This window comes from Pseudomonas sp. IT-P12 (genome assembly GCF_949767465.1).
Lineage (GTDB): Bacteria > Pseudomonadota > Gammaproteobacteria > Pseudomonadales > Pseudomonadaceae > Aquipseudomonas.
The window spans coordinates 326,731-352,087 of the sequence record NZ_CATKPY010000022.1; the positions used below are offsets into that span (position 1 = coordinate 326,731).

Sequence of the window (25,357 nt, forward strand, 5' to 3'; positions counted from 1 at the left end):
TTTTCATGCCTGAGCGTTTACATGTGCTTGATCAGTGCGTCCCCGAAACCGGAGGACGAAACCAGCGTGGCGCCGTCCATCAGGCGCTCGAAGTCATAGGTCACGGTCTTGGCCTTGATCGCACCATTGGTGCCCTTGATGATCAGGTCTGCCGCCTCGGTCCAGCCCAGGTGGCGCAGCATCATCTCGGCCGACAGGATCACCGACCCCGGGTTGACCTGGTCCTTGCCGGCATACTTCGGCGCGGTGCCATGGGTGGCCTCGAACATGGCCACGGTGTCGGACAGGTTGGCGCCCGGCGCGATGCCGATGCCGCCCACTTCCGCCGCCAGGGCATCGGAGAGGTAGTCACCGTTGAGGTTCAGGGTGGCGATCACGTCGTATTCGGCCGGGCGCAGCAGGATCTGCTGGAGCATGGCGTCGGCGATGGCATCCTTGACGATGACCTCGCGACCGGTTTTCGGGTTCTTGAACTTCATCCATGGGCCGCCATCGAGCAGCTCGGCGCCGAATTCGTTCTTCGCCACCTCGTAGCCCCAGTCCTTGAAGGCACCTTCGGTGAATTTCATGATGTTGCCCTTGTGCACGATGGTCAGCGACTTGCGGTCGTTGTCCACCACGTACTGCAGCGCCTTGCGCACCAGACGCTGGGTCCCTTCCTTCGAGACCGGCTTGATGCCGATGCCGCAGTCCTGGTCGAAACGGATCTTGGTAACGCCCATTTCCTCCTTGAGGAACTTGATGACCTTGTTGGCCTCGGGCGAGCCGGCCTTCCACTCGATGCCGGCATAGATGTCTTCGGAGTTCTCGCGGAAAATCACCATGTCGACGTCGCCAGGCTTTTTCACCGGGCTCGGCACGCCTTCGAACCACACCACCGGCCGCAGGCAGACGTACAGGTCCAGTTGCTGGCGCAGGGCGACGTTGAGCGAACGGATACCACCGCCCACTGGCGTGGTCAGCGGCCCCTTGATGGAGACGACGTAATCTTTCACGGCATCCAGGGTTTCCTGGGGCAGCCAGGTGTCCTGGTCATAGACCTGGGTGGCTTTCTCGCCGGCGTAGACTTCCATCCAGGAAATCTTGCGCTTGCCCCCATAGGCCTTTTCCACGGCAGCATCAACCACTTTGATCATTACGGGGCTGACATCGACGCCAATACCGTCGCCTTCGATGAACGGAATGATCGGATTGTCAGGAACATTGAGAGAATGGTCTGCATTGACGGTGATTTTGGCACCGACGGCTGGAACCTGAATCTTCTTGTAACCCATGCTGAACTCCATTGTTTGGATTGAACATCTGGCTTGGTTCGAGCGTAACCCAGTTGAATCGGCGCGCAAACCCTATGTTCCGCCCATCTGCCGCAAAGCCGCGCAGTTCCTGCTCTACAAGCCTGAAAATCAAGGGAAAACCGCCAAATTCAAGCACTCCCGACGACTCTACCCTCCAGGGGCGCCTGCGACCTTTAGACCAATGGACGACAATCGTTGCTTATGAACCATCGGCAGATTGCCAGCTACCTATGTATAATGCCGCCCGCTGACCACAGAGTCACGACGGCCGACCTCTCCTGCACTGTATAAGCAGCCGGGATATCACGCCTGAAAAAGCAGGACCGTTATCGCAGTCCACCCGCTTACCGCTCGACTGATGCACCCAACATCACCGCGCACAAATCTCGACATTCGGCTCATGGATGACTTTGAACGAACGCGCTTACCCGGCGCCCCTCGAGTTTCTGCGCACGCTTTAGCATAGAAGAGAGAGTTAATCCGAATATGCCCACCCGCTCGAAGATCATCTATACCTTCACCGACGAAGCTCCAGCCCTCGCCACCTATTCACTGTTGCCTATCGTAGAGGCGTTTACCGCCTCGGCTGATATCGCCGTGGAAACCCGCGATATCTCTCTTGCAGGGCGCATCCTGGCCAGCTTCCCCGAGCAATTGGGTGACAAAGCCGTAGCCGACCACCTCGCCGAACTGGGCGCCCTGGCCGTTACGCCTGAAGCCAACATCATCAAGCTGCCGAACATCAGCGCTTCGGTTCCGCAACTGCAAGCCGCGATCAAGGAACTGCAAGCCCAGGGCTACGCACTGCCGGACTACCCGGAAACCGTGACCAACGATGCCGAAAAAGAAGCCAAGGCACGTTACGACAAGGTCAAGGGCAGCGCCGTGAACCCGGTTCTGCGCGAAGGCAACTCCGATCGTCGCGCTCCGCTGTCGGTCAAGAACTATGCGCGCAAGCACCCGCACAAAATGGGCGCCTGGGCCAAGGACTCCAAGTCCCACGTCGCGCACATGAGCACCGGCGATTTCTACGGCAGCGAAAAAGCCGCCCTGATCGACGCCGCTGGCGCGGTTAAAATCGAACTGATCGCTCAAGACGGCACCGCCACCGTCCTGAAGGAAAAGACCACCGTTCAAGCCGGTGAGATCCTCGATTGCGCCGTCATGAGCAAGAACGCCCTGCGCAGCTTCATCGCCGCCGAAATCGAAAGCGCCAAGCAACAGGGCGTGCTGCTGTCCGTTCACCTCAAAGCCACCATGATGAAGGTTTCCGACCCGATCATGTTCGGCCAGATCGTTGCCGAGTTCTACAAGGACGCCCTGGCCAAGCACGCTGACGTGCTGGCGCAGATCGGCTTCAACCTGAACAACGGCATCGGCGACCTGTACGCTCGCATCAAGGCCCTGCCTGCCGAGCAGCAAGCGGCGATCGAAGCCGACATCCAGGCGGTCTACGCCGCTCGTCCGTCGCTGGCCATGGTCAACTCCGACAAGGGCATCACCAACCTGCACGTGCCGAGCGACGTCATCGTCGACGCCTCGATGCCGGCCATGATCCGTGACTCCGGCAAGATGTGGGGCACCGACGGCCAGCTGCACGACACCAAGGCCGTGATCCCGGACCGTTGCTACGCCACCATTTACCAAGCCGTCATCGAAGACTGCAAGGCAAACGGCGCCTTCGATCCGACCACCATGGGCAGCGTGCCAAACGTTGGCCTGATGGCGAAAAAAGCCGAAGAGTACGGCTCGCACGACAAGACCTTCCAGATCAAGAGCAACGGCGTTGTCCGCGTGACGGACAGCAACGGCACCCTGCTGCTGGAACAACCGGTTGAAGCCGGCGACATCTTCCGCATGTGCCAGACCAAGGACGCACCGATCCAGGACTGGGTCAAGCTGGCCGTCAACCGTGCCCGCGCCAGCAGCACCCCGGCGATCTTCTGGCTGGACCCGATGCGCGCCCATGACGGCGTGGTGATCGAGAAAGTCCAGACCTACCTGAAGGACCACGACACCGCCGGCCTGGACATCCAGATCATGGCGCCTGTCGACGCCATGAAATACACCCTGCAACGCACCCGCGACGGCAAGGACACCATCTCGGTGACCGGCAACGTACTGCGCGACTACCTGACCGACCTGTTCCCGATCATGGAACTGGGCACCAGCGCCAAGATGCTGTCGATCGTGCCGCTGATGAACGGTGGCGGCCTGTTCGAAACCGGCGCCGGCGGTTCGGCGCCCAAGCACGTCCAGCAACTGCTGGAAGAGAACTTCCTGCGCTGGGATTCCCTGGGCGAATTCCTGGCCCTGGCCGCGTCCCTCGAGCACCTGGGCGTCAACTACGACAACCCCAAGGCGCTGGTTCTGGCCAAGACCCTGGACCAGGCCACCGGCCAGTTCCTGGACAACAACAAGTCGCCATCGCGTAAAGTCGGCAACATCGACAACCGCGGCAGCCACTTCTACCTGGCGCTGTACTGGGCTCAGGCCCTGGCTGCCCAGACCGAAGACACTGCACTGCAAGCGCAGTTCGCGACCCTGGCCAAGACCCTGACCGAGAACGAGGCAACCATCGTTGCCGAGCTCAATGCCGTTCAGGGCAAGCCAGTGGACATCGGCGGTTACTACCACGCCAATGCCGAGCTGATCAGCAAGGCCATGCGCCCGAGCGCCACGCTCAACGCGGCGATTGCCGCGCTGGTGTAAGGTTGTAGGGAAGCAAGGAAGCCCCGGCCCAGTGCCGGGGTTTCTGTTTGTGGGTATCGCAGAAAGTGATCGGTAGATGCCCAACCCACTGTGGGAGCGAGCTGCTCGCTCCCACAGTAATTTCCCCATTTCGTCATCGAGGAACCCCATGGACTGGCAACCCCACATCACCGTCGCCACGATAGTCGAGGACAAAGGCCGCTTCCTGATGGTCGAAGAGTCCAAGGGCGGCCGTCACGTGCTCAACCAGCCCGCCGGCCACCTGGACCCGAACGAGACCCTGATCGAAGCCGCCGTACGCGAAACCCTCGAGGAAACCGGCTGGGACGTCGAGCCGACCGGCGTGCTGGGCATTTACCTGTACACCGCCCCCAGTAACGGCGTGACCTATCAACGGGTGTGCTTCATCGCCACAGCGCTCAGGCACCACGCCGATTATCAACTGGACGAGGGCATCGTCGGCGCCAAGTGGTTGACCCGCGAGGAATTGATCGCGCAGCGCGAGCACTGGCGCAGCGAGCTGATCATGCGCTGCATCGACGACTATCTGGACGGCAAACGCTTCGGCCTCGAACTGATCCGCCCTTCTCTTTAGCCTTGTGGGCCGCAGCCTGCTAGAATCGCGTCCTTTTTCAAGACACTCATTGAATCCCTATGCGTGATCCAGCCCCTTCTGACACACAAAAGAAGCGCGTCATTGTCGGCATGTCCGGCGGCGTGGACTCTTCCGTTTCCGCCCTCCTGCTGATCGAGCAGGGTTATGAGGTGGAAGGCCTGTTCATGAAGAACTGGGAAGAAGACGATGGAACGGAATACTGCACCGCCATGGATGACCTGGCGGATGCCCAGGCCGTGTGCGACAAAATTGGCATCAAGCTGCACACCGCCAACTTCGCCGCCGAGTACTGGGACAACGTGTTCGAGCACTTCCTGGCCGAATACAAGGCCGGGCGCACACCGAACCCGGACATCCTGTGCAACCGCGAGATCAAGTTCAAGGCGTTCCTCGACTACGCCATGATGCTCGGGGCCGACCTGATCGCCACCGGCCACTATGTGCGCCGCCGCGACATCGACGGGCGCACCGAATTGCTCAAGGGCCTGGACCCGAACAAGGACCAGAGCTACTTCCTGCACGCCGTCGGCGGCGAACAGATCGCCAAGACCCTGTTCCCGGTCGGCGAGCTGGAAAAACCGCAAGTGCGTGCCATTGCTGAAAAGTACGAGCTGGCCACCGCCAAGAAAAAGGATTCCACCGGGATCTGCTTCATCGGCGAGCGCCGCTTCAGCGACTTCCTCAAGCAATACCTGCCCGCGCAACCGGGCGAAATCAAGACCACCGAAGGCGAAGTCATCGGCCGCCATCACGGCCTGATGTACCACACCATCGGCCAGCGCCAGGGCCTGGGCATCGGCGGCCTGAAAGACGCCGGCGACGAGCCATGGTACGTGCTGATCAAGGACTTGGAGCACAACGAACTGATCGTGGGACAGGGCAATGACCACCCGTACCTGTTCTCCCGCGCCCTGCTCGCCTCGGACATCTACTGGGTCAACCCGATCGACCTGAGCCAGCCGCGCAAGCTGACCGCCAAGGTCCGTTATCGCCAGGGCGACCAGTCGTGCACGCTGGAAAAGACGGCCAGCGGCTACCGCGCAACGTTCGATGATCCGCAACGCGCGGTGACCCCGGGCCAATCGGTGGTGTTCTACGACGGTGAAATCTGCCTGGGCGGCGGCGTCATCGAAGTGGCCGAACCATGGACCAGCAAGAGCAACGCCTCATGACCCCGATGCAGGAGCAGTTGACAGCGCTGGGCGGCGTGTTTCTCGCCGCCGTGCTGGTGGACAGGATTGCCAAGACCGGCCAGACCAGCGAGGCCGGCCTGACGTGCATGCTCGGCAGCTTGTTGATCCGCGATCCCAAGGACACGCTGGAAGTCTACGGCGGCGACGACCTCAACCTGCACGAAGGGTATCGCGCCCTGATTGGCGCCCTGGAACGCGACCCGAGTTCGTTGCAGCGCGAACCGCTGCGTTACGCCCTGGCGATGCTCGGGCTGGAGCGGCAACTGGCCAAGCGCGACGATATGCTGGAGGTGATCGGCAAGCGCCTGCCGCAGATCCAGTCTCAGGTCGAGCACTTCGGACCGGCTCACGAAAACGTGATCGCGGCATGCGGCGCACTGTACCAGGACACCCTGAGCACCCTGCGCCAACGAATTCAGGTCCACGGCGACATGCGCAACCTGCAGCAGCCGAGCAACGCCTCGAAGATCCGCGCGCTGTTGCTGGCGGGGATCCGTTCGGCGCGCCTGTGGCGGCAACTGGGCGGGCACCGTTGGCAGTTGGTGATCAGCCGCCGAAAGTTGCTCAAAGAGCTTTACCCGCTGATGCGCAGCCACTGAATCGCACCCGCAGGACCCTGTTTGATGTGAAACGCGTAAGACGCTGGTCAGTTGGCAACGGACCGACGGATTTTTTCATGTATGATACGCGCCCCATTTCGTTGCCCGACTGTCCGAGAACACCCCATGCAGCTCTCTTCGCTCACTGCGGTTTCCCCTGTTGACGGCCGCTACGCCGGCAAAACCCAGGCCCTGCGCCCCATTTTCAGCGAGTACGGCCTGATCCGTGCCCGCGTTCTGGTTGAAGTGCGCTGGCTCCAGCGCCTGGCCGCTCACCCTGCCATCGGCGAAGTGCCGGCATTCTCCGCCGAAGCCAACGCCGTGCTGAATGCCCTGGCGGAAAACTTCTCCCTGGAACACGCCGAGCGTGTCAAAGAGATCGAGCGCACCACCAACCACGACGTCAAAGCCATCGAATACCTGCTCAAAGAGCAAGCGGCCAAGCTGCCGGAACTGGCTGCCGTCAGCGAATTCATCCACTTTGCCTGCACCAGCGAGGACATCAACAACCTGTCCCACGCCCTGATGCTGCGCGAAGGTCGTGATGATGTGATGCTGCCGCTGATGCGCCAGACCGCCGAAGCCATTCGCGAACTGGCCATCCGCTTCGCCGACGTGCCGATGCTGTCGCGCACCCACGGTCAGGCGGCTTCGCCGACCACCCTGGGCAAGGAACTGGCGAACGTGGTTTACCGCCTGGAGCGCCAGATCGCCCAGGTAGCGGCCGTTCCGCTGCTCGGCAAGATCAACGGCGCTGTCGGCAACTACAACGCTCACCTGTCGGCCTACCCGGAGATCGACTGGGAAGCCAACGCCCGCGCCTTCATCGAAGACGAGCTGGGCCTGGGCTTCAACCCGTACACCACGCAGATCGAACCGCACGACTACATCGCCGAGCTGTTCGACGCGATCGCGCGCTTCAACACCATCCTGATCGACTTCGACCGCGACATCTGGGGCTACATCTCCCTGGGTTATTTCAAACAGCGCACCATCGCTGGCGAAATCGGCTCTTCGACCATGCCGCACAAGGTCAACCCGATCGACTTCGAAAACTCCGAAGGCAACCTGGGTATCGCCAACGCCCTGTTCCAGCACCTGGCGAGCAAACTGCCGATTTCCCGCTGGCAGCGCGACCTGACCGACTCCACCGTTCTGCGCAACCTCGGTGTCGGCATCGCCCACAGCGTGATCGCGTACGAAGCCAGCCTCAAGGGCATCAGCAAACTCGAGCTCAACGCGCAGAAAATCGCCGCCGACCTCGACGCTTGCTGGGAAGTTCTGGCCGAGCCGATCCAGACGGTCATGCGCCGCTACAACATCGAAAACCCTTACGAGAAGCTGAAAGAGTTGACCCGTGGCAAGGGCATCAGCCCTGAAGCGCTGCAAACTTTCATCGACGCACTGGATATGCCTGCCGCCGCCAAGGCCGAGCTGAAACTGCTCACCCCGGCGAACTACATCGGCAATGCCGTGGCACAAGCCAAACGCATCTGATCGACCGCTGTCCCCGTTTGAGACGCCCGGCAGCGCCGGGCGTTTTTATTCCCGCCTGAAAAGTGCTTTTTTTCAATAGGTTACACATGAACTCTGACACTCCTCTTCAACTTCTGGGCGGCATTACGGCACGCGAATTCCTGCGCGACTACTGGCAGAAAAAACCGCTGCTGATCCGTCAGGCGATTCCTGACTTCGAAAGCCCGATCGACGCCGACGAACTGGCCGGCCTGGCGCTGGAAGAAGAAGTTGAATCGCGCCTGGTGATCGAGCACGGCGAAACCCCATGGGAAATGCGCCGCGGCCCGTTTGCCGAGGACGAATTCAGCAAACTGCCGGAGCGCGAGTGGACCTTGCTGGTCCAGGCCGTCGACCAGTTCGTGCCGGAAGTCGCCGAGTTGCTGGAACACTTCCGCTTCCTGCCGAGCTGGCGCATCGACGACGTGATGATGAGCTTCGCCGCGCCGGGTGGCAGCGTCGGCCCGCACTTCGATAACTACGATGTGTTCCTGCTGCAGGGCCACGGCAAGCGCAACTGGAAAATCGGCCAGATGTGCAACACCGACAGCCCCCTGATGCCGCACACCGACCTGCGCATCCTCGCCGACTTCGAAGGCACCGACGAGTGGGTCCTGGAGCCGGGCGACATGCTGTACCTGCCGCCGCGCCTGGCCCACTGGGGCGTGGCCGTCGACAACTGCCTGACCTATTCCGTGGGCTTCCGCGCCCCGAGCGCCGCTGAGGTGCTGACCCACTTCACCGACTTCCTCAGCCAGTTCCTGTCGGACGAAGAGCGCTACACCGACGCCGACGCCCAGCCGGCGGCCGACCCGCACCAGATTCAGCACGACGCCCTGGATCGCCTGAAGAGCCTGCTGGCCGAGCACATGAGCGACGAGCGCCTGCTGCTGACCTGGTTCGGCCAGTTCATGACCGAGCCGCGCTACCCGGAACTGGTCACAGGCCTGGAAGAAATCGAGGAAGACGACGTGCTCGCCAGCCTCCAGGACGGTGCCGTGCTGATTCGCAACCCGAGCGCGCGCCTGGCCTGGTCCGAAGTCGATGACGACCTGCTGCTGTTCGCCAGCGGCCAGAGCCGTTACCTGCCAGGCAAGCTGCGCGAACTGCTGAAAATGATTTGCGCCGCCGACGCACTGCACGTCGACAACCTCGGCAAGTGGCTGAACGACGAAGACGGTCGCGGCCTGCTGTGCGAACTGATCAAGCAAGGAAGCCTGGGATTTGCCGATGAATAAAATTCACGTTCGTGTCGCAGACTGGCAAAAGGACAACGCCGAGATCCGGCGCATTCGTGAGACGGTGTTCATCGCCGAGCAATCCGTTCCGCCTGAACTGGAATGGGATGCCGACGATGCGACAGCGGTGCATTTCCTGGCCTTCGAAGGCGACTTCCCGATTGGTACCGCCCGCCTGCTGCCCGATGGGCACATCGGTCGGGTGTCGGTCCTCAAGGACTGGCGCGGCCTGAAAGTCGGCGATGCGCTGATGCAGGCGCTGATTGGTGAAGCCGAGAAGCGCGGGCTGAAGCAGCAGATGCTCAGCGCGCAAGTGCAGGCCACCGCGTTCTATGAGCGCCTGGGCTTTTGCATGGTCAGCGAGGAATTCCTCGAGGCCGGGATTCCGCATGTCGATATGGTTCGTCATTCGAGCTGATATCGCACCGCAATGGCATTGTGATGAACGCCACAAAACGCCCCGCCATCCATCGATGCCGGGGCGTTTTGCTGTCCAGGATTCAACTTGCACCACGGCGAGCCGACAAACTGGCAATATCAACACAATGCTCATTACCCAATCACGTATCGACCCGCTCAACTACTGTAGGAGCGAGCACGCTCGCGAAGAACCCACAGGCACCTCGCACACCCAGGCAGCCAACGTCTTCGTCAACAACCATCGCGAGCAAGCTCGCTCCTACAGTTCAGATAACAGAAGTCGGAGATAACGCAAATGTCCCTACGCACCCTGCTCACCCCGCTGCTGCTGGCGATCAGTTTTTCAGTCAGTGCCGCGACCGAGATCGTGCCGCTCAACTACCACACCAGCGCCGACATGCTGCCCATGGCACAGGACTTCATCGGCCAGGACGGCAAGGTCAGCGCATACGGCAATCAATTGATCGTCAATGCCGATCAGCGCAAGATCGACGAACTTAAAGCACTAATCGCCCAGCTGGACACGCAACCCAAGCGTTTGCTGATCACCGTCGACACCAACGAAAACAACCTCCAGGGCGATCAGGGTTTTTCGGTGAACGGCGCCAAGCCGAGCCAGGCCCGGATCATCAACCGCAGCACTGACAGTCGTGACGGCGGCATCCAGCAAATCCAGGCCAGCGAAGGCGCCCCGGCGCTGATTCAGGTCGGCCAGAGCGTTCCGCTGACCAGCACCCAGAGCGACTCCTACGGTGACCTGCGCAGCCAGACCGAATACCGCAACGTCACGCAGGGTTTCTATGTCACCGCCAGCGTCACCGGCGATATCGTCCACCTGTCGATCAGCACCAATCGTGACCGCATGAGCCAGGAACGTCCCGATGTAGTGAACGTGCAAAGCACCGACACAACCGTCACCGGCCGCCTTGGCGAATGGATCACCCTGGCCGGCGTGAATCGCCAGACGCAGGCCGACAAACAGGGCCTGACCCGCAGCTACTCGACTCAAGGCCGGGATGACATGACCCTGCGGGTGAAAATCGATACTTTGGACTAAAGCACCGAAAACTGACTGATTAGTCGTATTAGACCAAAGATGTAGTGCTTGAAAAAAAGCACTACAAAACGTTTGACGGGCCCAAAAAGCGAAGGCATGATGGCCTCGCTCCCGCTAATCAGGGGCCCTGGCAAGGGCCTTCGAGGCGCAGTTCGCACCTACCCCGCGAACCGCTTCGTGTCTGTACCGCCCACAAGGTGTGTTTGACGAGGTTGTCGACTGGAACGAAGTTGTCCCGAGGGACGGAAGCGTATTTAGGTAACCCGGCACCACACTGAAAGCTCGCCTGAAGGCCCACGACGCCCCAATGCGCCCGCCAGTTCGCCCTTACCTGCTCACTTCCCCTCGAGCCCATCGTTCATCCGTCTTCAACCCCGCCGAACCCGACCTGACCCAGCTTCTGGTCAGCGAGCGCATGAATATTCCACCGCAGAACAACTTTTCATAAAGACGCGACGAGGTTTATCTCCATGGCACTGACACGCGAACAGCAAATTGCAGCCCTTGAAAAAGACTGGGCTGAAAACCCGCGCTGGAAAGGCGTGACACGCACTTACTCCGCTGCTGACGTCGTCCGCCTGCGTGGCTCGGTTCAACCGGAGCACACCTTTGCAAAAATGGGCGCCGAGAAGCTGTGGAACCTGGTCACCCAGGGTGCCAAGCCAGCCTTCCGTCCCGAGAAAGATTTCGTCAACTGCATGGGCGCCCTGACCGGCGGCCAGGCCGTACAGCAAGTCAAGGCCGGCATCCAGGCGATCTACCTGTCCGGCTGGCAGGTTGCTGCGGACAACAACTCCGCCGAATCGATGTACCCGGACCAGTCGCTGTACCCGGTGGACTCGGTGCCAACCGTGGTCAAGCGCATCAACAACTCGTTCCGTCGTGCCGACCAGATTCAATGGAAAGCCGGCAAGAACCCAGGCGACGAAGGCTACATCGACTACTTCGCACCGATCGTGGCTGACGCTGAAGCCGGTTTCGGCGGCGTACTGAACGCCTACGAACTGATGAAGAGCATGATCGAGGCAGGCGCCGCCGGCGTTCACTTCGAAGATCAACTGGCTTCCGTGAAAAAATGCGGCCACATGGGCGGCAAGGTACTGGTTCCAACCCAGGAAGCCGTACAGAAGCTGACCGCTGCCCGCCTGGCCGCTGACGTTGCCGGCACGCCAACCATCATCCTGGCACGTACCGATGCCAACGCGGCTGACCTGCTGACTTCCGACTGCGACCCGTACGACCAGCCGTTCGTCACCGGCGAACGCACCCAGGAAGGCTTCTACAAAGTACGTGCCGGTCTCGACCAGGCCATCGCTCGCGGCCTGGCCTACGCGCCTTACGCCGACCTGATCTGGTGCGAAACCGCCAAGCCGGACCTGGAAGAAGCCCGTCGCTTCGCCGAAGCGATCAAGAAGGAATACCCGGACCAACTGCTGTCGTACAACTGCTCGCCTTCCTTCAACTGGAAGAAAAACCTGGACGACGCGACCATCGCCAAGTTCCAGCGCGAACTGTCCGCCATGGGCTACAAGCACCAGTTCATCACCCTGGCCGGCATTCACAACATGTGGCACAGCATGTTCAACCTGGCGCACGACTACGCCCGCAACGACATGACCGCCTACGTGAAGCTGCAGGAACAGGAGTTCGCCGACGCTGCCAAAGGCTACACCTTCGTGGCTCACCAGCAGGAAGTGGGCACCGGTTACTTCGACGACATGACCACCGTGATCCAGGGTGGCTCGTCTTCGGTGACCGCGCTGACCGGCTCGACTGAAGAAGAACAGTTCCACTGATCGACTTCACCTGAACAAACGGCCGTTGCGCACCAAGCCACACCCTGACCGCAACGCCGTACCGCTGACGCCCCGACTGGTTCGGGGCGTTTTTTTGTCGTGTGTCTTATGCCTATAGAATGTGCGCCTCAGGAATTATCGGACAGCCCTACAGGATTTCTCACCCGCAAGTAGCGGTATGCAACCAGCGCAAACAGGACGGTGAAGCCCGCCACAATGGCGCTGGTCATCATTACGCCTGCAGTGAATGCAGCGTTAGCTTCTTTCAGAATCAGCGTCGCCACTTCCTCAGGCTGGGTCTGGCTCACGGCGTGCGCTCCTCCCAACGTCGCGACTGCGGTAACCACGCTCTCAGTCACACCGTCGGGAATTGAAAAAGATAGTCGATACAGAGCAGATACTGCCCCTCCGATCAACGTGGTACCAAGTACCACGCCAACTTCGTAAGCGGTTTCACTGACAGAAGAGGCACTCCCGGCGCTTTGGGCAGGCACCGAGCCCAATACAAGATCGTTGGTCACAGTGGTGATCGCGGCAACACTAGCGTTTAACAACACAAAAGCCACACCAATAGTCAGTGCTGTAGCTGCAAACAGTGCAGTCACCGCGAAGGCCGCAGCAACTGCCAGCAGACAAACGGCAATTACCGTATTTGGTGATTTTTTTTGCGCCACCGGTACGATGGCAAGGCCGGCAACAATCGCCAACACCTGACCGGGGACCAGTATCACGCTGGCCAGTAACGGTGACAATCCAAAGACCAGCTGCAACATCTGGCCGGCGAAGAAAAGGAAACCGATCAGCAAGCCCAGACTCACAAGATTCGTTGCAATGGAAACGCTGAAAACAGAAGAGGCAAACAATCTAAAGTCCAACAGCGGCTGCTCCAATACTAGCTGCCGTCGGACAAAAGCCGCACCAAGCAACACGCCGGACAACAACCAAACTATTACCTCCCAGTTCAAGCCAACCGTTGCCAGGTGCTTAAGGCTTAGCACCAGCGCCGTCATAGCTCCCAAGCTCAGCACAATGCTCAGGTAGTCAATTGATACGGTTATTTGCCTTGGTGATTCGGTGATGATCGGCGCCAGCAGCAACACAGGTAGCAGGAACGGCAACGCAATCAGGAAAACTGCCTGCCAATCGAAATACTCCAACAGTACCCCGCCCAGCAACGGCCCCAACGCCGACCCAATAGTCAAGCAAGTTGCCCAAACCGCCACCGCCAAGCGTCTCTCTTCTCTATCCTCAAACGCAGTGCGGATTAAAGCCAACGTTGCAGGCAATATCATTGCGCCAAAACATCCCAACAATGCACGCCCCGCAATCAGATGCCAGGCTTGCTGGGAAAACACCACTCCCGCCGACACCACTGAGAACCCTAAGCAGCCCAAACAGAGCATGCGTCGATGCCCGAAGCGATCTCCGGAGCCGCCCATCGTCACCAGCAGGCCAGCCAGCACCAGAGAGTAGGCATCAATTATCCACAATTGCTCCGCAGCAGAAGGGGTCAACGCGGCGGTAATTCGAGGCAACGCGAAATTCAGAATTGTATTGTCGATGGTCACCAACAAAACAGGCAGCATAATCACCAGTAATGCTGCGCCCTTGGAGCGGTCTTGGATCATGGATAGAAGTGAAGTCCCGATTCTATGCATCAGTCACTTTCTCTTGTTGGACTGAGTAAGTTGAAGAGCGCCTCGCAGGCTTTGCCATAGGTGTCGGCGTACCCACCCATTTTTCGTTGCACACCATTCAGCTTTTCGGCAAAAGCCTCAGACATATCACCCCCACAGAGTTGATTCAGCAGACCTAGGCCGGCAGACAATTCATCACGCTGATGTTGCGCCGCGTTGTTATATTTCTGGATATCCCAGTAGATGGCTGGAGCGTTCTGCAGGACTCTGGCGGCCAAGCTAAGCATCGTTTTCATCGGCGGCGGTGCCAATGCCTGAACCGTGTCCATGTTGCATCCTGATCTTTCTAGCGCGAACGAAAACGCCAAGATCGCCGCGTGTGGTAACGCTTGGCACACAGCCATCACGCGATCATGTTCATTAGGAAGGAGCCGCATCACTCGCATCGCATGCTCCTGTAAAAGGGCTGCAAAGTGATTACCAACTTCACTTTCAGTACGCTCGCAGAGCACCACTGGACGATCAGTACAATCCAACGTCGGAGCGAACATTGGATTAATCCCCACCGAGGCTACTTCGGGAAACAACTTCTCAGTCCTACACTGAAACGTCGTTTGAACAGAGCATGTATTGACTATGGTTCTAACAGAAGGGGCCTTCCCGACTAGGCGCTCCAGCCCACTAATGGCGACGTCCTCAGGAAGTGCAAAGACAATAATGGTAGCAGTTTCAAGTAACTCAGGTTCCTTGTCGGGAATGCTTAGCACATTCATTACATGGTGATTAATCGATGTTCGGGGCGGAACCAAGTCAATCACGGTAAGTGCGTTTCCGCTCTTCTCAAATATCTTGGCGATGAAACTGCCGACCATTCCCGCGCCACCCAGGATTAATATGTTATCCAATCGCTACTCCCTCCCTCTAATGCTGTGAAAAGGGACACTAGCCTTCACCAGTGTCTCGTGCATTTCCTCTGCAGGATCAGAAGCGGCGACAATTGCGCCCCCGATACCAAATCGGGCGATACCATCCTTTATCACTGCGGTCCGGATCACGATACTTAGATCGGTGTAGCCATCAAATCCCACCCAACCCAAAGCCCCCGAGTAAATTCCACGTGCCGAAGACTCAAGTTGGTCGATAATTTTCATAGTGCGTATTTTCGGTGCGCCGGTCATTGACCCACCGGGAAAACAGGCTTGGATCGCAGCGAATGATTTAACTTCCCTCCGTAGCTGTCCTTGTACCGTCGAAACCAGTTGATGTACCGACGAGTAGCTTTCAATATCAAAAGCCTTCGGCACCGTTACCGATCCTGGCACACAGATGCCGTTAAGGTCATGGCGTACAAGATCGACAATCATCAAGTTTTCTGCACGATCTTTTGAAGAGCACGCTAGGTCCCGCTTAAGCCCTCGGTCAACCTCGGGGTTCAGCCCCCTGGGTCGGGTGCCCTTTATTGGCTTGGAAGTGATAACGCCGGTCGAGTCAATCTTGAGAAAAGTCTCGGGTGAAGCTCCAAGTATTGAAAAGGTTCCAGTATTTATGTAAACACCATAAGGTACGGGGCTAATACGGCGCATCCGCATATAGATCGTAAAAGGGTCGTCCGCACAGCGAAGGCCAGCCCGGTTGGTAAGGCAGATTTCATAAGACTCACCATTGGCAATCTGCTGCAGACACGCATCCACTTTTGCCATGTAAGTACTTGAACAATCGGCTAAACCTAATGACGACTCAGTCACCGGACCTGGGATAAAGGCAGAATCCTCGACTTGTTCGGTTTCTTTCGCAGGACGCAAAACCAAGCGTTCGCCCCAGAGATGACATAGATAGGTGCTGTCCGTTGCGTGATCGAAAACCAGCATATTTTGTGGCAGGTAAAACAGGGCATCAGGCAAATCTGACGTGTGAGCGTTACTGACACCTACCAGAGCTTTCAACTCGTAGCCCAAGTAGCCGACCAAACCACTTTTGAAGGGAAATGGAGCCTGCCGTTGTTGCCCAACGCCCAACAGGTCGACGACCTCCTCCATCAAACTGAAAAAATCCCCTTCTATAATTGAGCGACCCGCAGGCCCGTCAATCGACAGCAGTCGACGATTTACATCATAGGCGAACACCAGCGCCGACTGACGATCACAGGATCCCATCAACGAATACCTTGCCCGCTCGCGCTCAGAAAGCTCGCTGTCAAGCCAAAAAGCGGCTGGTGTATCAGCAAAATTCGCATCGAAGAGTTGGGCCGCTGGGGGCGGTCGCTCCAGGCACTCGAAATCAAACGACAACCGCACCGGCCCACCTGCAGACTCCAGTGCTTGAAGCATCGGACTATTCGGAATACGACTTCGGCGATTCTTCGCCTGGATTACCAGCCGAACAAAATTGTGGATGATCTGTAGACCAAACTCCGAGTCAATGGACTCCGGATGAAACTGCACCCCCCAAATTGCACGCTCACGGTGCGCCAATCCCATGATTAGGCCGCAGTCCGAGCGCGCTGTGACCTCAAGGCAAGAAGGTACCTCGGTGCACACCAAAGAATGGTAACGCACGACCTCAAAATCCTGAGGGATCCCCTCAAAGAGATCCCCCCCAGTATGGCTTATGCGAGTACGATACCCGTGCACCGGCCTAGGCGCATGTTCGACTGCTCCGCCATAGAAAAAGTTAATACCCTGATGTCCCAGACACACGCCCAGGATAGGAATCGTCGCATGCTCAAGTACGTCACGACACACGCCAAAATCAGCACTACGAGCAGGATGCCCCGGCCCTGGTGACAGTATTACCGCATCATACTTCGCCAAGTCGAGCCGATCGTAGGTTGTGGTATTGGGTAAGATCGTCGGCTGGACACCGGATGACTCATAGACATACTGGGCAATATTGTTCGTAAAGGAGTCGAAGTTATCGACAATCAAGATACGCATGCCTCATTCCTCCGCTTGTGACTGGTCGAGAGCATCCATCAGGCGTTGCTCCTCTTCGCATGTTTCCTTGATAATTAAATCGAAAAGGTCCCCAAGATACTCCGGGCGCAACTGATACGAAGGCGCCAAAGACCTAGCCATTTCCAATGTAGAAATCACCCGATGCGGCTGCATCATCGGGATCCCATTCGCAGATTTGACGCGAGCAATCACCCGACAGATTTCCATTCTCTTGCCTAGCAAGTTCATCAGCGCATGATTTATCTCGTCCAGTTGCTGGCGATAGGTCTGTAGCTCTCCACCCGGCGCAGTCATCCCTTCAGCATTCGGTGACATAACCATTCCTTAATAGAGACTCAAGCAGACGCCTGACTTAGTTGGACGTTTAGTTGACGCGCTAAGTTATCGATCTGCTGCGGCGTGTGAAGCGCCGACAGAGCACAACGCAACATTGCTTTTCCGGTTTCAACAATTGGGTAAAACACCGGAAATACGACGATGCCATTGGCTCGTAATGCAGTGGCTGCAGCCGCTCCCTGCAGTTCGGTTTGAAACAAAGCACCGCGAATAGGTGCACGCAGCGAAGCGTTCATCATTTGCTGCTTAACTTTTCCATCCAAACGGCGTACGTTCTGCCACAGCGCGCTCTGGAGAAAATCAATATCGGAGGAAAGATGGAGCTGTGCTGAGGCAACGTTAGCTGCCTGCAACGGCACAGAGACTGTGTGCCCAAATACCAGCGGGTTCGCAAGCTCGCGTAGTTGCGACGCTTTATAAGCAGGTTTCAGGACGATGAATCCACCCGCGCCGCCAAATGCTTTACTCAACGAACCTGCAATAATCGTATTGTCCGGAAGCCGATACCCCAGGTTTTCAAAAGCATATCCTGCTCCATACTTGCCCGTGATCGAAATACCATGTGCGTCGTCAATGTAGAGATAACCGCCCCAAGCTTGCAGTAGTTCGCTTAACTCACTGACCGGCAATAACCCTGACATTGACCCAACGCCGTCGATCAAGAGTACAGGCGTAATCTGTGTTTGAGCGCAACGTTTAAGCACCTGCTTTAGGCTATCGATGTCCTGCGTATCGACCCGCTTGACTCGCCCGAACTGAGACAACAACCCGCGAAGTACCTGCATTGAGGCGTGCGCAGTACGATCCACAAGCCACATGATCGAACCCTTGGTTGGGTAACCGTCCATGGCACCGCTACCTAAAAGGGGCAGCACACCGAGGTGTGCATTACTAGTTGAGGTAAATACAGTCACGCTGGCTCCGGCGTAAATATCACCCAACAACTGCTCAAGTTGGCGTAGATAAACCGGACTCATGGCGCTACGACTAGCTGAAAGGTGTATGCCAATTCGCTCCAGCGCAGTTCCAGCAGCGTGAATTAATTGGGGATGACTTTCCAAGCCCAAGTAAGAACATGAAATGAACTCGGTGCAAGTTGTGCCATCATCTAGAGTTAACTCCTTTCCTTTGCGAGAAACGACTTCGAAACCGGTTAAGCCGTTATTCGATGCACTGTTCAACGCCGTGCTAGTGCGCTGCTGGCGGATAGTCATCCAATTCGCACCCGCTTCCATAATATTCATCCTTTTATCGCTACAGTGATGACGGAAGGGCCCGTCGCATCGGAAAACCTCTCGTTAATAGAGGTACAAATTGAGGAGAAACCATGATTTTTCAGGATGAATCCAACCTGCTGCTCCTGGGATTCACCGTGTTCGATCAGCAACGTGCCTTTGGGCTTGAGCACCAAGCTTGCAAGTCGTGCCGTTGCCTGGATCAGTGCAACACCTTCGTCCGGGGCAAAGATGGCGGCGGCAGGATGATTAATGCCCCATTCGGGAAGAAGCTCCGTGCCCCGGGGCACATAGGGTGGGTTGGCGACTACGACATCAACGCAGCCCGTCGCAGACTCAAAGGCGTCTGTTCGATTGATATTTGCCCTGCACAAGGTCACTTCCTGATCGCCAACGCCCATTCGAACGATGTTGCGCTCGAGGTAGGTCTGCGCGATTGCTTCCATTTCAACGCACACCACTTTGGCAGCTGTCCTCGACCATATCGCCAAGCCAATCGCTCCCACGCCCGCGCAGAGGTCGTACACGATTGAACGGGAATCAAGTATCAAGTTCTGCTCGATCCAACGCACGATGGCCATACTCTGAATTCGGGGCACGAAGACGCCACTGCCCACTACGAAACGAAGGTCGGCAAAGTCTGTGTAACCCAGGATGTGACCAAGAGGTATGCGCGCACATCGCTCGGCAATATCCTGGCGAAAACCTGCCATCCTTTTCGGATCTGGCAGCCCGCCAGTATTGAAATGCTTGTCCACAATTGCTTGGAGATCCTGGACTGGGTCCCAGACGCCAGCGCCTTCCAAAGCCGCCCTTGCCTTTGCACGGTCATATTCGAATTGTGAATTGGTCATGACCAAGCCTCGTAATAACGCGCCAGGCGGTCATACATCGATGGGTACAAGTACGAGAAAGCGACCAGTTCGGGCGGGGGAGTAAACTCCGGGTGTAGCGACTCGATAAGTGCCATGTAGTTTTCGGTCATACCCTTGTCTAGCAGAGGCATCCAGTACGGTTTTATATTCCAGCGGTACTCGTAGCCCGTTGCGAACATCTGCTTGACCGTCTCGGCCACCGTGTTTCCCCGCTCCATTCCTTGCAGTGGTTTGCGTACCGGCGTGAAACATGACAAATCCAGAGGGTTAGGGACCCCCTGAATCTGATCAGCCAGCCAAGCAGCCAGCAGCGGCGATTGATGCAGGCCATCACGATATGTACCAGTGGCTAGCCAGAGCCCCTCGTACCCACATTGCCCTATCAGTGGAAAACCATCCGCCGGGATGGGCCGATTACCGACCTGAATGCTCACTACTTCGGCGTCGTACAGATCCAGATTGAGCTGGTCGACGGCACAATCGAGAAGAAACTGCACATCCGAAATCAAAGCGTGCGTTCGCGGTTCTTCAGCCAGGATGTTGGTTGCGCCTAGATACAACAGCTCTGAAGTGCGTGGTACGCAATGCAAACCGCAGGCAAAGGCGCGATTAGGAGTACGGATCACCGTCAACGGAGTTGACTGTCCAGGCTTTAGCTTGGCGAGAATGGACACGCCGTAACCGGCGAACATCGGAGGTATTCGATCTTTGATGTCATCCAGACTGTTGAATAGCGACGACGACTGCACACCCGCCGCTATCACGACATGTTGACCCGCAATGCGCTGGCCAGTTTCCAGCTCCACACCAGCTGCCAATCGCCCCTCTGTCAGTATGGTGCGAACATGACAATTAACGATTTCGCCTCCGCTCGCCAAAAATGCTGCATCTAGCTTTTCTAGCAATAGGTGAGCATCCACTGCGTTTTCATTCGGAATCAACAATGCTCGCAGCGGGCGCACAAGATCATTCGCCTTGACCCACTCCAACTCAGCCGGGACAACATCTGTGAAAGGCTCTTGATGATCGCGCAGGGTTTGTTCGATAGCTGTATAGTTCACGCTATCAATTTCAGCCATACCCGCAGAATTTAGCAGCACATGGGTACCATGTGCTGTGAACAGTTTTTGCCGGTTGCCCGACGCCAGAGCAAGCCGATCAGACCAATTTGTCCATAACCCCTTAGCTTCAATATCCATGGCGAGCTTCAAACGCCCATGCTCACTAGCAAGCAAACTGTTGGTGACTTCCCCAAAGCATCCATTCATTGCACCCGCAGCCTGGGATGCCGCATTAGCCCTGTCCGCGTCACCAACCCTGCAGACTTTCAACCCGCGACTCGCCAACTCAAAGGCAATAGAGCCACCAATGGCGCCATTACCCACCACAACAACGTCATAGATCATCTTCCATGCTCCTTATCTGACAAATTAGTCAACACTTGAAACTTCAGAAAAACAGATAACTGTTAATTCAGAACATCAATACAACTAAATTAAACGAATTTGCCGCCAACCCAGCACCCTTCGCAAAACAGTCAAGCTCGCTGAAAGGCGATACTTAAAAACTAAAATTTACGTCGAAAATCTAACTTATTGTTGTGCCACTCAAATTAGTGGCATAGCCCACCACAACCTTTAACTCCCACTTCAACGAAATATCGTGTGCATAGCTGATCGATTTAAGATACTCGATCAGCAAGCGCTTGCAGATGACTTGACCAGCCTATTGTTCTGCGGCCGATGGAAATTCGTGTTATTGCAACTTCATTAAATCTCACCATCCTGGCATCCTTTTAATAGTCCACTAAAAAGCATCTCTAGCCACAAATGTACTCCACCCCAAGGCAACGTCCACTAAATAACTTCTACTCATATAGCGACAGGGACATGTCTCACGATTGGAAAATATTTGCCTGAAAGAATTTTCCGACACAAAAAACAACCAACCGAAAACTAAAAATACAATCACGCTCGAAAACTCAATAAATAATTTGGCATTACAGAGCCCCATTGCCAGTCCCGCGCAACACGCTAATTACTATTGGATAATCATTGCTGGCAAATATTATGGATACATCTTCAGAATGCTATTGACGATGACAGCGATTATCGAATGACGCTTTAATGCATGCTGTACTACACATGGAGTGATGCATCAGTAGAGAGGATGACTCGGACTTCCATCCCCTTGGGGAAACCGTGTATTTAACGAAGACTATGATTCCATGCGAAGACACGCTCAGGTAACAAGGTCAGTATTCGCTGCCACCTGAAAAGACTCATTTTGACTAACCCGCAGGAAATTACCCCCCCGCTTCGGCTACATATCTACCGATTCGAGACCACTAATCCTGAGCAATAGCGCCGACAATCTGGATGAGGCAATCACCTTTACTGGTTCATCATCGACCTGAGTCACGGCCTTGGTGAACCGAATGAAAAACCGACAAGCTGAGAACCCCCTCTCATCTGAGCTCGAGGTGCCCTCTCCTACCCCTCATACTCACCACAACCAACCGAAGCGCTCCTTGATCCAGGTCAGCGCCAGCCGCAGAAAAACCGGGTAAAACGTGGCCACACTTCACCTGCGTAACGTGCATTTAAGATCGCCACCGACACCCAATCCTGACAATCAGTTTGAAAATTGCCGCAAACAATATTGATTATCATTTAGCGGCAACTATGTTCGTTACATTCCGCACAAAACATAATTGATGAAAAGCTGGCTAATGCCCGCAACCACTGGGCTGCGGGGCTCTGGAGGTGCGCTATGTCCTTATTCCTATAAATAATTTCGCTATAGGAATTTTACTTGCACGGTGTTTAGCCATAAAATCAGCAGGATTGATTGCTGCGACATATCGTCACTGCTTTGTTCTTTCAAGCTCAGAGACCTTTGCTCTCTGTTAAGGATTACCAGCATGCCCGAAGCGACAGGACTCATGGCCCACAACTGGGGCTTTGCCATTTTCCTTCTAGGCGTCATCGGCCTCTGTGCCTTCATGCTGGGCGTTTCCAGCCTCCTCGGGTCAAAAGCCTGGGGCCGCAGCAAAAACGAACCGTTCGAGTCCGGCATGCTACCTACAGGTGGCGCCCGCTTGCGGCTCTCAGCCAAATTCTATCTGGTCGCGATGCTCTTCGTGATCTTCGATATCGAAGCCCTCTTTCTCTTTGCATGGTCTGTGTCCGTCCGCGAAAGCGGCTGGACCGGATTCGTCGAAGCTCTCGTTTTCATAGCAATTCTGTTGGCAGGTCTTGTCTACCTGTTCCGAGTGGGCGCCCTTGACTGGGCTCCGGAAGCTCGTCGCAAGCGGCAGGCGAAGCTGAAACAATGAGGCTTTGGCAATGCAATACAATCTCACCAGGATCGACCCCGATGCTCCTAACGAGCAGTACCCGATCGGCGAACGGGAAACCGTTTCCGATCCGTTAGAGGATCAAGTCCACAAAAACATTTTCATGGGCAAGCTCGAAGACGTGCTTAACGGCACGATCAACTGGGGGCGCAAGAACTCCCTGTGGCCGTACAACTTCGGTCTTTCGTGCTGCTACGTGGAAATGACCACCGCCTTCACGGCGCCCCACGACATCGCGCGCTTTGGCGCCGAAGTGATCCGGGCATCACCGCGCCAGGCAGATTTCATGGTTATCGCCGGCACCTGCTTCATCAAGATGGCGCCGATCATCCAGCGTCTGTACGAGCAGATGCTCGAACCGAAATGGGTGATCTCCATGGGTTCGTGCGCCAACTCGGGTGGCATGTACGACATCTACTCCGTGGTCCAGGGGGTGGACAAGTTCCTGCCCGTGGATGTCTACGTGCCTGGCTGCCCGCCCCGCCCTGAAGCTTTTCTGCAAGGCTTGATGCTCTTGCAGGAGTCGATTGGCCAGGAGCGTCGCCCCCTTTCCTGGGTCGTTGGCGATCAAGGCGTGTATCGCGCCGAGATGCCATCGGAAAAGGAAAAGCGCCGCGAACAGCGTATTCAGGTCACCAACCTGCGCAGCCCCGACGAAGTCTGATCCAGTTCTGCTGTTTCAAAGAAACGAAAAACTGGCTTCATTCTTTACGTTGACCGAAAGCGATAAATAACCATGACTACAGGCAGTGCTCTGTACATCCCGCCTTACAAGGCAGACGACCAGGATGTGGTCGTCGAACTGAACAACCGTTTTGGCCCCGAGGCGTTCACCGCCCAGCCCACCCGCACCGGCATGCCGGTGCTTTGGGTTGCCCGTGCCAAACTCGTCGAAGTCCTGACCTTCCTGCGCAACCTGCCCAAGCCGTACGTCATGCTCTATGACCTGCACGGCGTGGACGAGCGTCTGCGCACCAAGCGTCAGGGGCTGCCCGCCGGCGCCGACTTCACCGTGTTCTATCACCTGATGTCGATCGAACGTAACAGCGACGTGATGATCAAGGTCGCGTTGTCCGAAAGCGATCTCAGCATGCCGAGCGTCACCAGCATCTGGCCGAACGCCAACTGGTACGAGCGTGAAGTCTGGGACATGTACGGCATCGACTTCAAAGGCCACCCGCACCTTTCGCGCATCATGATGCCGCCGACCTGGGAAGGTCACCCGCTGCGCAAGGACTTCCCGGCTCGTGCCACCGAGTTCGATCCGTTCACCCTGAACCTGGCCAAGCAGCAGCTCGAGGAAGAGTCCGCACGCTTCAAGCCCGAAGACTGGGGCATGAAACGTTCCGGCCCGAACGAGGACTACATGTTCCTCAACCTGGGTCCCAACCACCCTTCGGCGCACGGTGCGTTCCGCATCATCCTGCAGCTGGACGGCGAAGAGATCGTCGACTGCGTTCCGGACATCGGCTACCACCACCGTGGTGCCGAGAAGATGGCCGAGCGCCAGTCCTGGCACAGCTTCATTCCGTACACCGACCGCATCGACTACCTCGGCGGCGTGATGAACAACCTGCCGTACGTGCTCTCGGTCGAGAAGCTGGCCGGCATCAAGGTGCCCGAGAAGGTCGACGTCATCCGCATCATGATGGCCGAGTTCTTCCGGATCACCAGCCACCTGCTGTTCCTGGGGACATACATCCAGGACGTCGGCGCCATGACCCCGGTGTTCTTCACCTTCACCGACCGCCAGCGCGCATACACGGTGATCGAAGCCATCACCGGTTTCCGCCTGCACCCGGCCTGGTACCGCATCGGTGGCGTCGCCCACGACCTGCCACGCGGCTGGGAAAAACTGGTGAAAGACTTCGTCGAGTGGATGCCAAAGCGTCTGGACGAATACCAGAAAGCCGCTCTGGACAACAGCATCCTGCGCGGCCGCACCATCGGCGTCGCCGACTACAACACCAAGCAAGCCCTGGAATGGGGCGTCACCGGCGCCGGTCTGCGTTCCACCGGTTGCGACTTCGACCTGCGCAAGGCACGTCCGTACTCGGGCTACGAGAACTTCGAATTCGAAGTGCCGCTGGCCGCCAATGGCGATGCCTATGACCGTTGCATCGTGCGCGTCGAAGAAATGCGCCAGAGCATCCGGATCATCGACCAGTGCCTGCGCAACATGCCGGAAGGCCCGTACAAGGCGGATCACCCGCTGACCACGCCGCCACCCAAGGAGCGCACGCTGCAGCACATCGAAACCTTGATCACGCACTTCCTGCAAGTTTCGTGGGGCCCGGTGATGCCGGCCAACGAATCCTTCCAGATGATCGAAGCGACCAAGGGCATCAACAGTTATTACCTGACGAGCGATGGCGGCACCATGAGCTACCGCACCCGGATTCGCACCCCAAGCTTCCCTCACCTGCAGCAGATCCCTTCGGTGATCAAAGGCAGCATGGTCGCGGACTTGATCGCGTACCTGGGTAGTATCGATTTCGTTATGGCCGACGTGGACCGCTAA

20 protein-coding genes are annotated in these 25,357 nt (G+C 57.1%); 12 read left to right on the plus strand and 8 right to left on the minus strand.

All coding sequences use genetic code 11. From position 1 onward, the window contains the following. Window positions 1-17: 17 nt before the first annotated feature. Complete coding sequence (icd, locus tag ACM6IM_RS16245) at window positions 18-1,274, minus strand: NADP-dependent isocitrate dehydrogenase (protein ID WP_192304181.1); 1,257 nt, start codon at window positions 1,272-1,274, stop codon at window positions 18-20. Window positions 1,275-1,781: 507 nt separating this feature from the next. Between icd and ACM6IM_RS16250 the strand changes: the two genes are divergently transcribed. The 9 genes from ACM6IM_RS16250 (at window position 1,782) to aceA (ending at window position 12,441) form a co-directional block, all read left to right on the plus strand. Next, the gene (locus ACM6IM_RS16250) at window positions 1,782-4,007 is read left to right on the plus strand and encodes an NADP-dependent isocitrate dehydrogenase (RefSeq protein WP_414865697.1); all 2,226 of its coding nucleotides are present in this window, start codon (window positions 1,782-1,784) and stop codon (window positions 4,005-4,007) included. A gap of 148 nt (window positions 4,008-4,155) precedes the next feature. Next, the gene (locus tag ACM6IM_RS16255; RefSeq protein ID WP_414865698.1) at window positions 4,156-4,602 is read left to right on the plus strand and encodes an NUDIX hydrolase; all 447 of its coding nucleotides are present in this window, start codon (window positions 4,156-4,158) and stop codon (window positions 4,600-4,602) included. A 59-nt stretch (window positions 4,603-4,661) separates the two neighbouring features. Beyond that, window positions 4,662-5,795 carry a tRNA 2-thiouridine(34) synthase MnmA gene (gene mnmA / locus ACM6IM_RS16260; RefSeq protein ID WP_201190670.1) on the plus strand — a complete coding sequence of 378 codons (1,134 nt, stop codon included), beginning with the start codon at window positions 4,662-4,664 and terminating at the stop codon, window positions 5,793-5,795. Further along, the gene (gene hflD, locus ACM6IM_RS16265) at window positions 5,792-6,415 is read left to right on the plus strand and encodes a high frequency lysogenization protein HflD (RefSeq protein ID WP_192304869.1); all 624 of its coding nucleotides are present in this window, start codon (window positions 5,792-5,794) and stop codon (window positions 6,413-6,415) included. The genes mnmA and hflD overlap by 4 nt, the downstream gene beginning before the upstream one ends. A gap of 126 nt (window positions 6,416-6,541) precedes the next feature. Beyond that, window positions 6,542-7,912, plus strand: a complete 1,371-nt coding sequence (gene purB / locus ACM6IM_RS16270) for an adenylosuccinate lyase (protein WP_414865699.1) — start codon at window positions 6,542-6,544, stop codon at window positions 7,910-7,912. A gap of 86 nt (window positions 7,913-7,998) precedes the next feature. Next, the gene (locus ACM6IM_RS16275) at window positions 7,999-9,168 is read left to right on the plus strand and encodes a JmjC domain-containing protein (protein WP_414865700.1); all 1,170 of its coding nucleotides are present in this window, start codon (window positions 7,999-8,001) and stop codon (window positions 9,166-9,168) included. Further along, the gene (locus tag ACM6IM_RS16280) at window positions 9,161-9,586 is read left to right on the plus strand and encodes a GNAT family N-acetyltransferase (RefSeq protein ID WP_192304193.1); all 426 of its coding nucleotides are present in this window, start codon (window positions 9,161-9,163) and stop codon (window positions 9,584-9,586) included. The genes ACM6IM_RS16275 and ACM6IM_RS16280 overlap by 8 nt, the downstream gene beginning before the upstream one ends. Before the next feature lie 297 nt (window positions 9,587-9,883). Continuing rightward, window positions 9,884-10,645, plus strand: a complete 762-nt coding sequence (locus ACM6IM_RS16285; RefSeq protein ID WP_414865701.1) for a secretin N-terminal domain-containing protein — start codon at window positions 9,884-9,886, stop codon at window positions 10,643-10,645. A gap of 470 nt (window positions 10,646-11,115) precedes the next feature. Then, complete coding sequence (gene aceA / locus ACM6IM_RS16290; protein ID WP_020799541.1) at window positions 11,116-12,441, plus strand: isocitrate lyase; 1,326 nt, start codon at window positions 11,116-11,118, stop codon at window positions 12,439-12,441. A gap of 128 nt (window positions 12,442-12,569) precedes the next feature. On the opposite strand, the gene ACM6IM_RS16295 is transcribed toward aceA, so the two are convergent. Genes ACM6IM_RS16295 through ACM6IM_RS16325 form a run of 7 tightly spaced genes read right to left on the minus strand, consistent with a single transcriptional unit; the run spans window position 12,570 to window position 20,884 of the window. Next, the gene (locus ACM6IM_RS16295) at window positions 12,570-14,069 is read right to left on the minus strand and encodes an MFS transporter (RefSeq protein WP_414865702.1); all 1,500 of its coding nucleotides are present in this window, start codon (window positions 14,067-14,069) and stop codon (window positions 12,570-12,572) included. A gap of 29 nt (window positions 14,070-14,098) precedes the next feature. Then, on the minus strand, window positions 14,099-14,983 hold the full coding sequence (locus ACM6IM_RS16300) for a prephenate dehydrogenase dimerization domain-containing protein (protein ID WP_414865703.1): 885 nt from the start codon (window positions 14,981-14,983) through the stop codon (window positions 14,099-14,101). A 3-nt stretch (window positions 14,984-14,986) separates the two neighbouring features. Beyond that, window positions 14,987-17,011, minus strand: a complete 2,025-nt coding sequence (gene pabB / locus ACM6IM_RS16305) for an aminodeoxychorismate synthase component I (protein ID WP_414865704.1) — start codon at window positions 17,009-17,011, stop codon at window positions 14,987-14,989. 3 nt (window positions 17,012-17,014) lie between these two features. Continuing rightward, complete coding sequence (locus tag ACM6IM_RS16310; protein ID WP_414865705.1) at window positions 17,015-17,347, minus strand: chorismate mutase; 333 nt, start codon at window positions 17,345-17,347, stop codon at window positions 17,015-17,017. Between the two features lie 20 nt (window positions 17,348-17,367). Continuing rightward, window positions 17,368-18,612 carry an aminotransferase class I/II-fold pyridoxal phosphate-dependent enzyme gene (locus ACM6IM_RS16315; protein WP_414865706.1) on the minus strand — a complete coding sequence of 415 codons (1,245 nt, stop codon included), beginning with the start codon at window positions 18,610-18,612 and terminating at the stop codon, window positions 17,368-17,370. Further along, window positions 18,609-19,457 carry a N5-glutamine methyltransferase family protein gene (locus tag ACM6IM_RS16320; RefSeq protein WP_414865707.1) on the minus strand — a complete coding sequence of 283 codons (849 nt, stop codon included), beginning with the start codon at window positions 19,455-19,457 and terminating at the stop codon, window positions 18,609-18,611. The genes ACM6IM_RS16315 and ACM6IM_RS16320 overlap by 4 nt, the downstream gene beginning before the upstream one ends. Continuing rightward, window positions 19,454-20,884: an NAD(P)/FAD-dependent oxidoreductase gene (locus ACM6IM_RS16325; protein WP_414865708.1), complete on the minus strand. Its 1,431-nt coding sequence runs from the start codon at window positions 20,882-20,884 to the stop codon at window positions 19,454-19,456. Before ACM6IM_RS16325 ends, ACM6IM_RS16320 begins: the two co-directional genes overlap by 4 nt. A gap of 1,517 nt (window positions 20,885-22,401) precedes the next feature. Between ACM6IM_RS16325 and ACM6IM_RS16330 the strand changes: the two genes are divergently transcribed. The 3 genes from ACM6IM_RS16330 (at window position 22,402) to nuoC (ending at window position 25,357) form a co-directional block, all read left to right on the plus strand. Next, the gene (locus ACM6IM_RS16330; protein ID WP_077045930.1) at window positions 22,402-22,815 is read left to right on the plus strand and encodes an NADH-quinone oxidoreductase subunit A; all 414 of its coding nucleotides are present in this window, start codon (window positions 22,402-22,404) and stop codon (window positions 22,813-22,815) included. 10 nt (window positions 22,816-22,825) lie between these two features. After that, window positions 22,826-23,500, plus strand: a complete 675-nt coding sequence (locus ACM6IM_RS16335; RefSeq protein WP_047527662.1) for a NuoB/complex I 20 kDa subunit family protein — start codon at window positions 22,826-22,828, stop codon at window positions 23,498-23,500. A 72-nt stretch (window positions 23,501-23,572) separates the two neighbouring features. Continuing rightward, the gene (gene nuoC, locus ACM6IM_RS16340) at window positions 23,573-25,357 is read left to right on the plus strand and encodes an NADH-quinone oxidoreductase subunit C/D (protein ID WP_192304196.1); all 1,785 of its coding nucleotides are present in this window, start codon (window positions 23,573-23,575) and stop codon (window positions 25,355-25,357) included.

What these genes read in the sequence shown, in the direction of transcription:
- icd (WP_192304181.1), bottom strand. Translation starts at nt 1,274, where the DNA reads ATGGGTTACAAGAAGATTCAGGTTCCAGCCGTCGGTGCCAAAATCACC.
- ACM6IM_RS16250 (WP_414865697.1), top strand. Translation starts at nt 1,782, where the DNA reads ATGCCCACCCGCTCGAAGATCATCTATACCTTCACCGACGAAGCTCCA.
- ACM6IM_RS16255 (WP_414865698.1), top strand. Translation starts at nt 4,156, where the DNA reads ATGGACTGGCAACCCCACATCACCGTCGCCACGATAGTCGAGGACAAA.
- mnmA (WP_201190670.1), top strand. Translation starts at nt 4,662, where the DNA reads ATGCGTGATCCAGCCCCTTCTGACACACAAAAGAAGCGCGTCATTGTC.
- hflD (WP_192304869.1), top strand. Translation starts at nt 5,792, where the DNA reads ATGACCCCGATGCAGGAGCAGTTGACAGCGCTGGGCGGCGTGTTTCTC.
- purB (WP_414865699.1), top strand. Translation starts at nt 6,542, where the DNA reads ATGCAGCTCTCTTCGCTCACTGCGGTTTCCCCTGTTGACGGCCGCTAC.
- ACM6IM_RS16275 (WP_414865700.1), top strand. Translation starts at nt 7,999, where the DNA reads ATGAACTCTGACACTCCTCTTCAACTTCTGGGCGGCATTACGGCACGC.
- ACM6IM_RS16280 (WP_192304193.1), top strand. Translation starts at nt 9,161, where the DNA reads ATGAATAAAATTCACGTTCGTGTCGCAGACTGGCAAAAGGACAACGCC.
- ACM6IM_RS16285 (WP_414865701.1), top strand. Translation starts at nt 9,884, where the DNA reads ATGTCCCTACGCACCCTGCTCACCCCGCTGCTGCTGGCGATCAGTTTT.
- aceA (WP_020799541.1), top strand. Translation starts at nt 11,116, where the DNA reads ATGGCACTGACACGCGAACAGCAAATTGCAGCCCTTGAAAAAGACTGG.
- ACM6IM_RS16295 (WP_414865702.1), bottom strand. Translation starts at nt 14,069, where the DNA reads ATGATCCAAGACCGCTCCAAGGGCGCAGCATTACTGGTGATTATGCTG.
- pabB (WP_414865704.1), bottom strand. Translation starts at nt 17,011, where the DNA reads ATGCGTATCTTGATTGTCGATAACTTCGACTCCTTTACGAACAATATT.
- ACM6IM_RS16310 (WP_414865705.1), bottom strand. Translation starts at nt 17,347, where the DNA reads ATGTCACCGAATGCTGAAGGGATGACTGCGCCGGGTGGAGAGCTACAG.
- ACM6IM_RS16315 (WP_414865706.1), bottom strand. Translation starts at nt 18,612, where the DNA reads ATGAATATTATGGAAGCGGGTGCGAATTGGATGACTATCCGCCAGCAG.
- ACM6IM_RS16320 (WP_414865707.1), bottom strand. Translation starts at nt 19,457, where the DNA reads ATGACCAATTCACAATTCGAATATGACCGTGCAAAGGCAAGGGCGGCT.
- ACM6IM_RS16325 (WP_414865708.1), bottom strand. Translation starts at nt 20,884, where the DNA reads ATGATCTATGACGTTGTTGTGGTGGGTAATGGCGCCATTGGTGGCTCT.
- ACM6IM_RS16330 (WP_077045930.1), top strand. Translation starts at nt 22,402, where the DNA reads ATGCCCGAAGCGACAGGACTCATGGCCCACAACTGGGGCTTTGCCATT.
- ACM6IM_RS16335 (WP_047527662.1), top strand. Translation starts at nt 22,826, where the DNA reads ATGCAATACAATCTCACCAGGATCGACCCCGATGCTCCTAACGAGCAG.
- nuoC (WP_192304196.1), top strand. Translation starts at nt 23,573, where the DNA reads ATGACTACAGGCAGTGCTCTGTACATCCCGCCTTACAAGGCAGACGAC.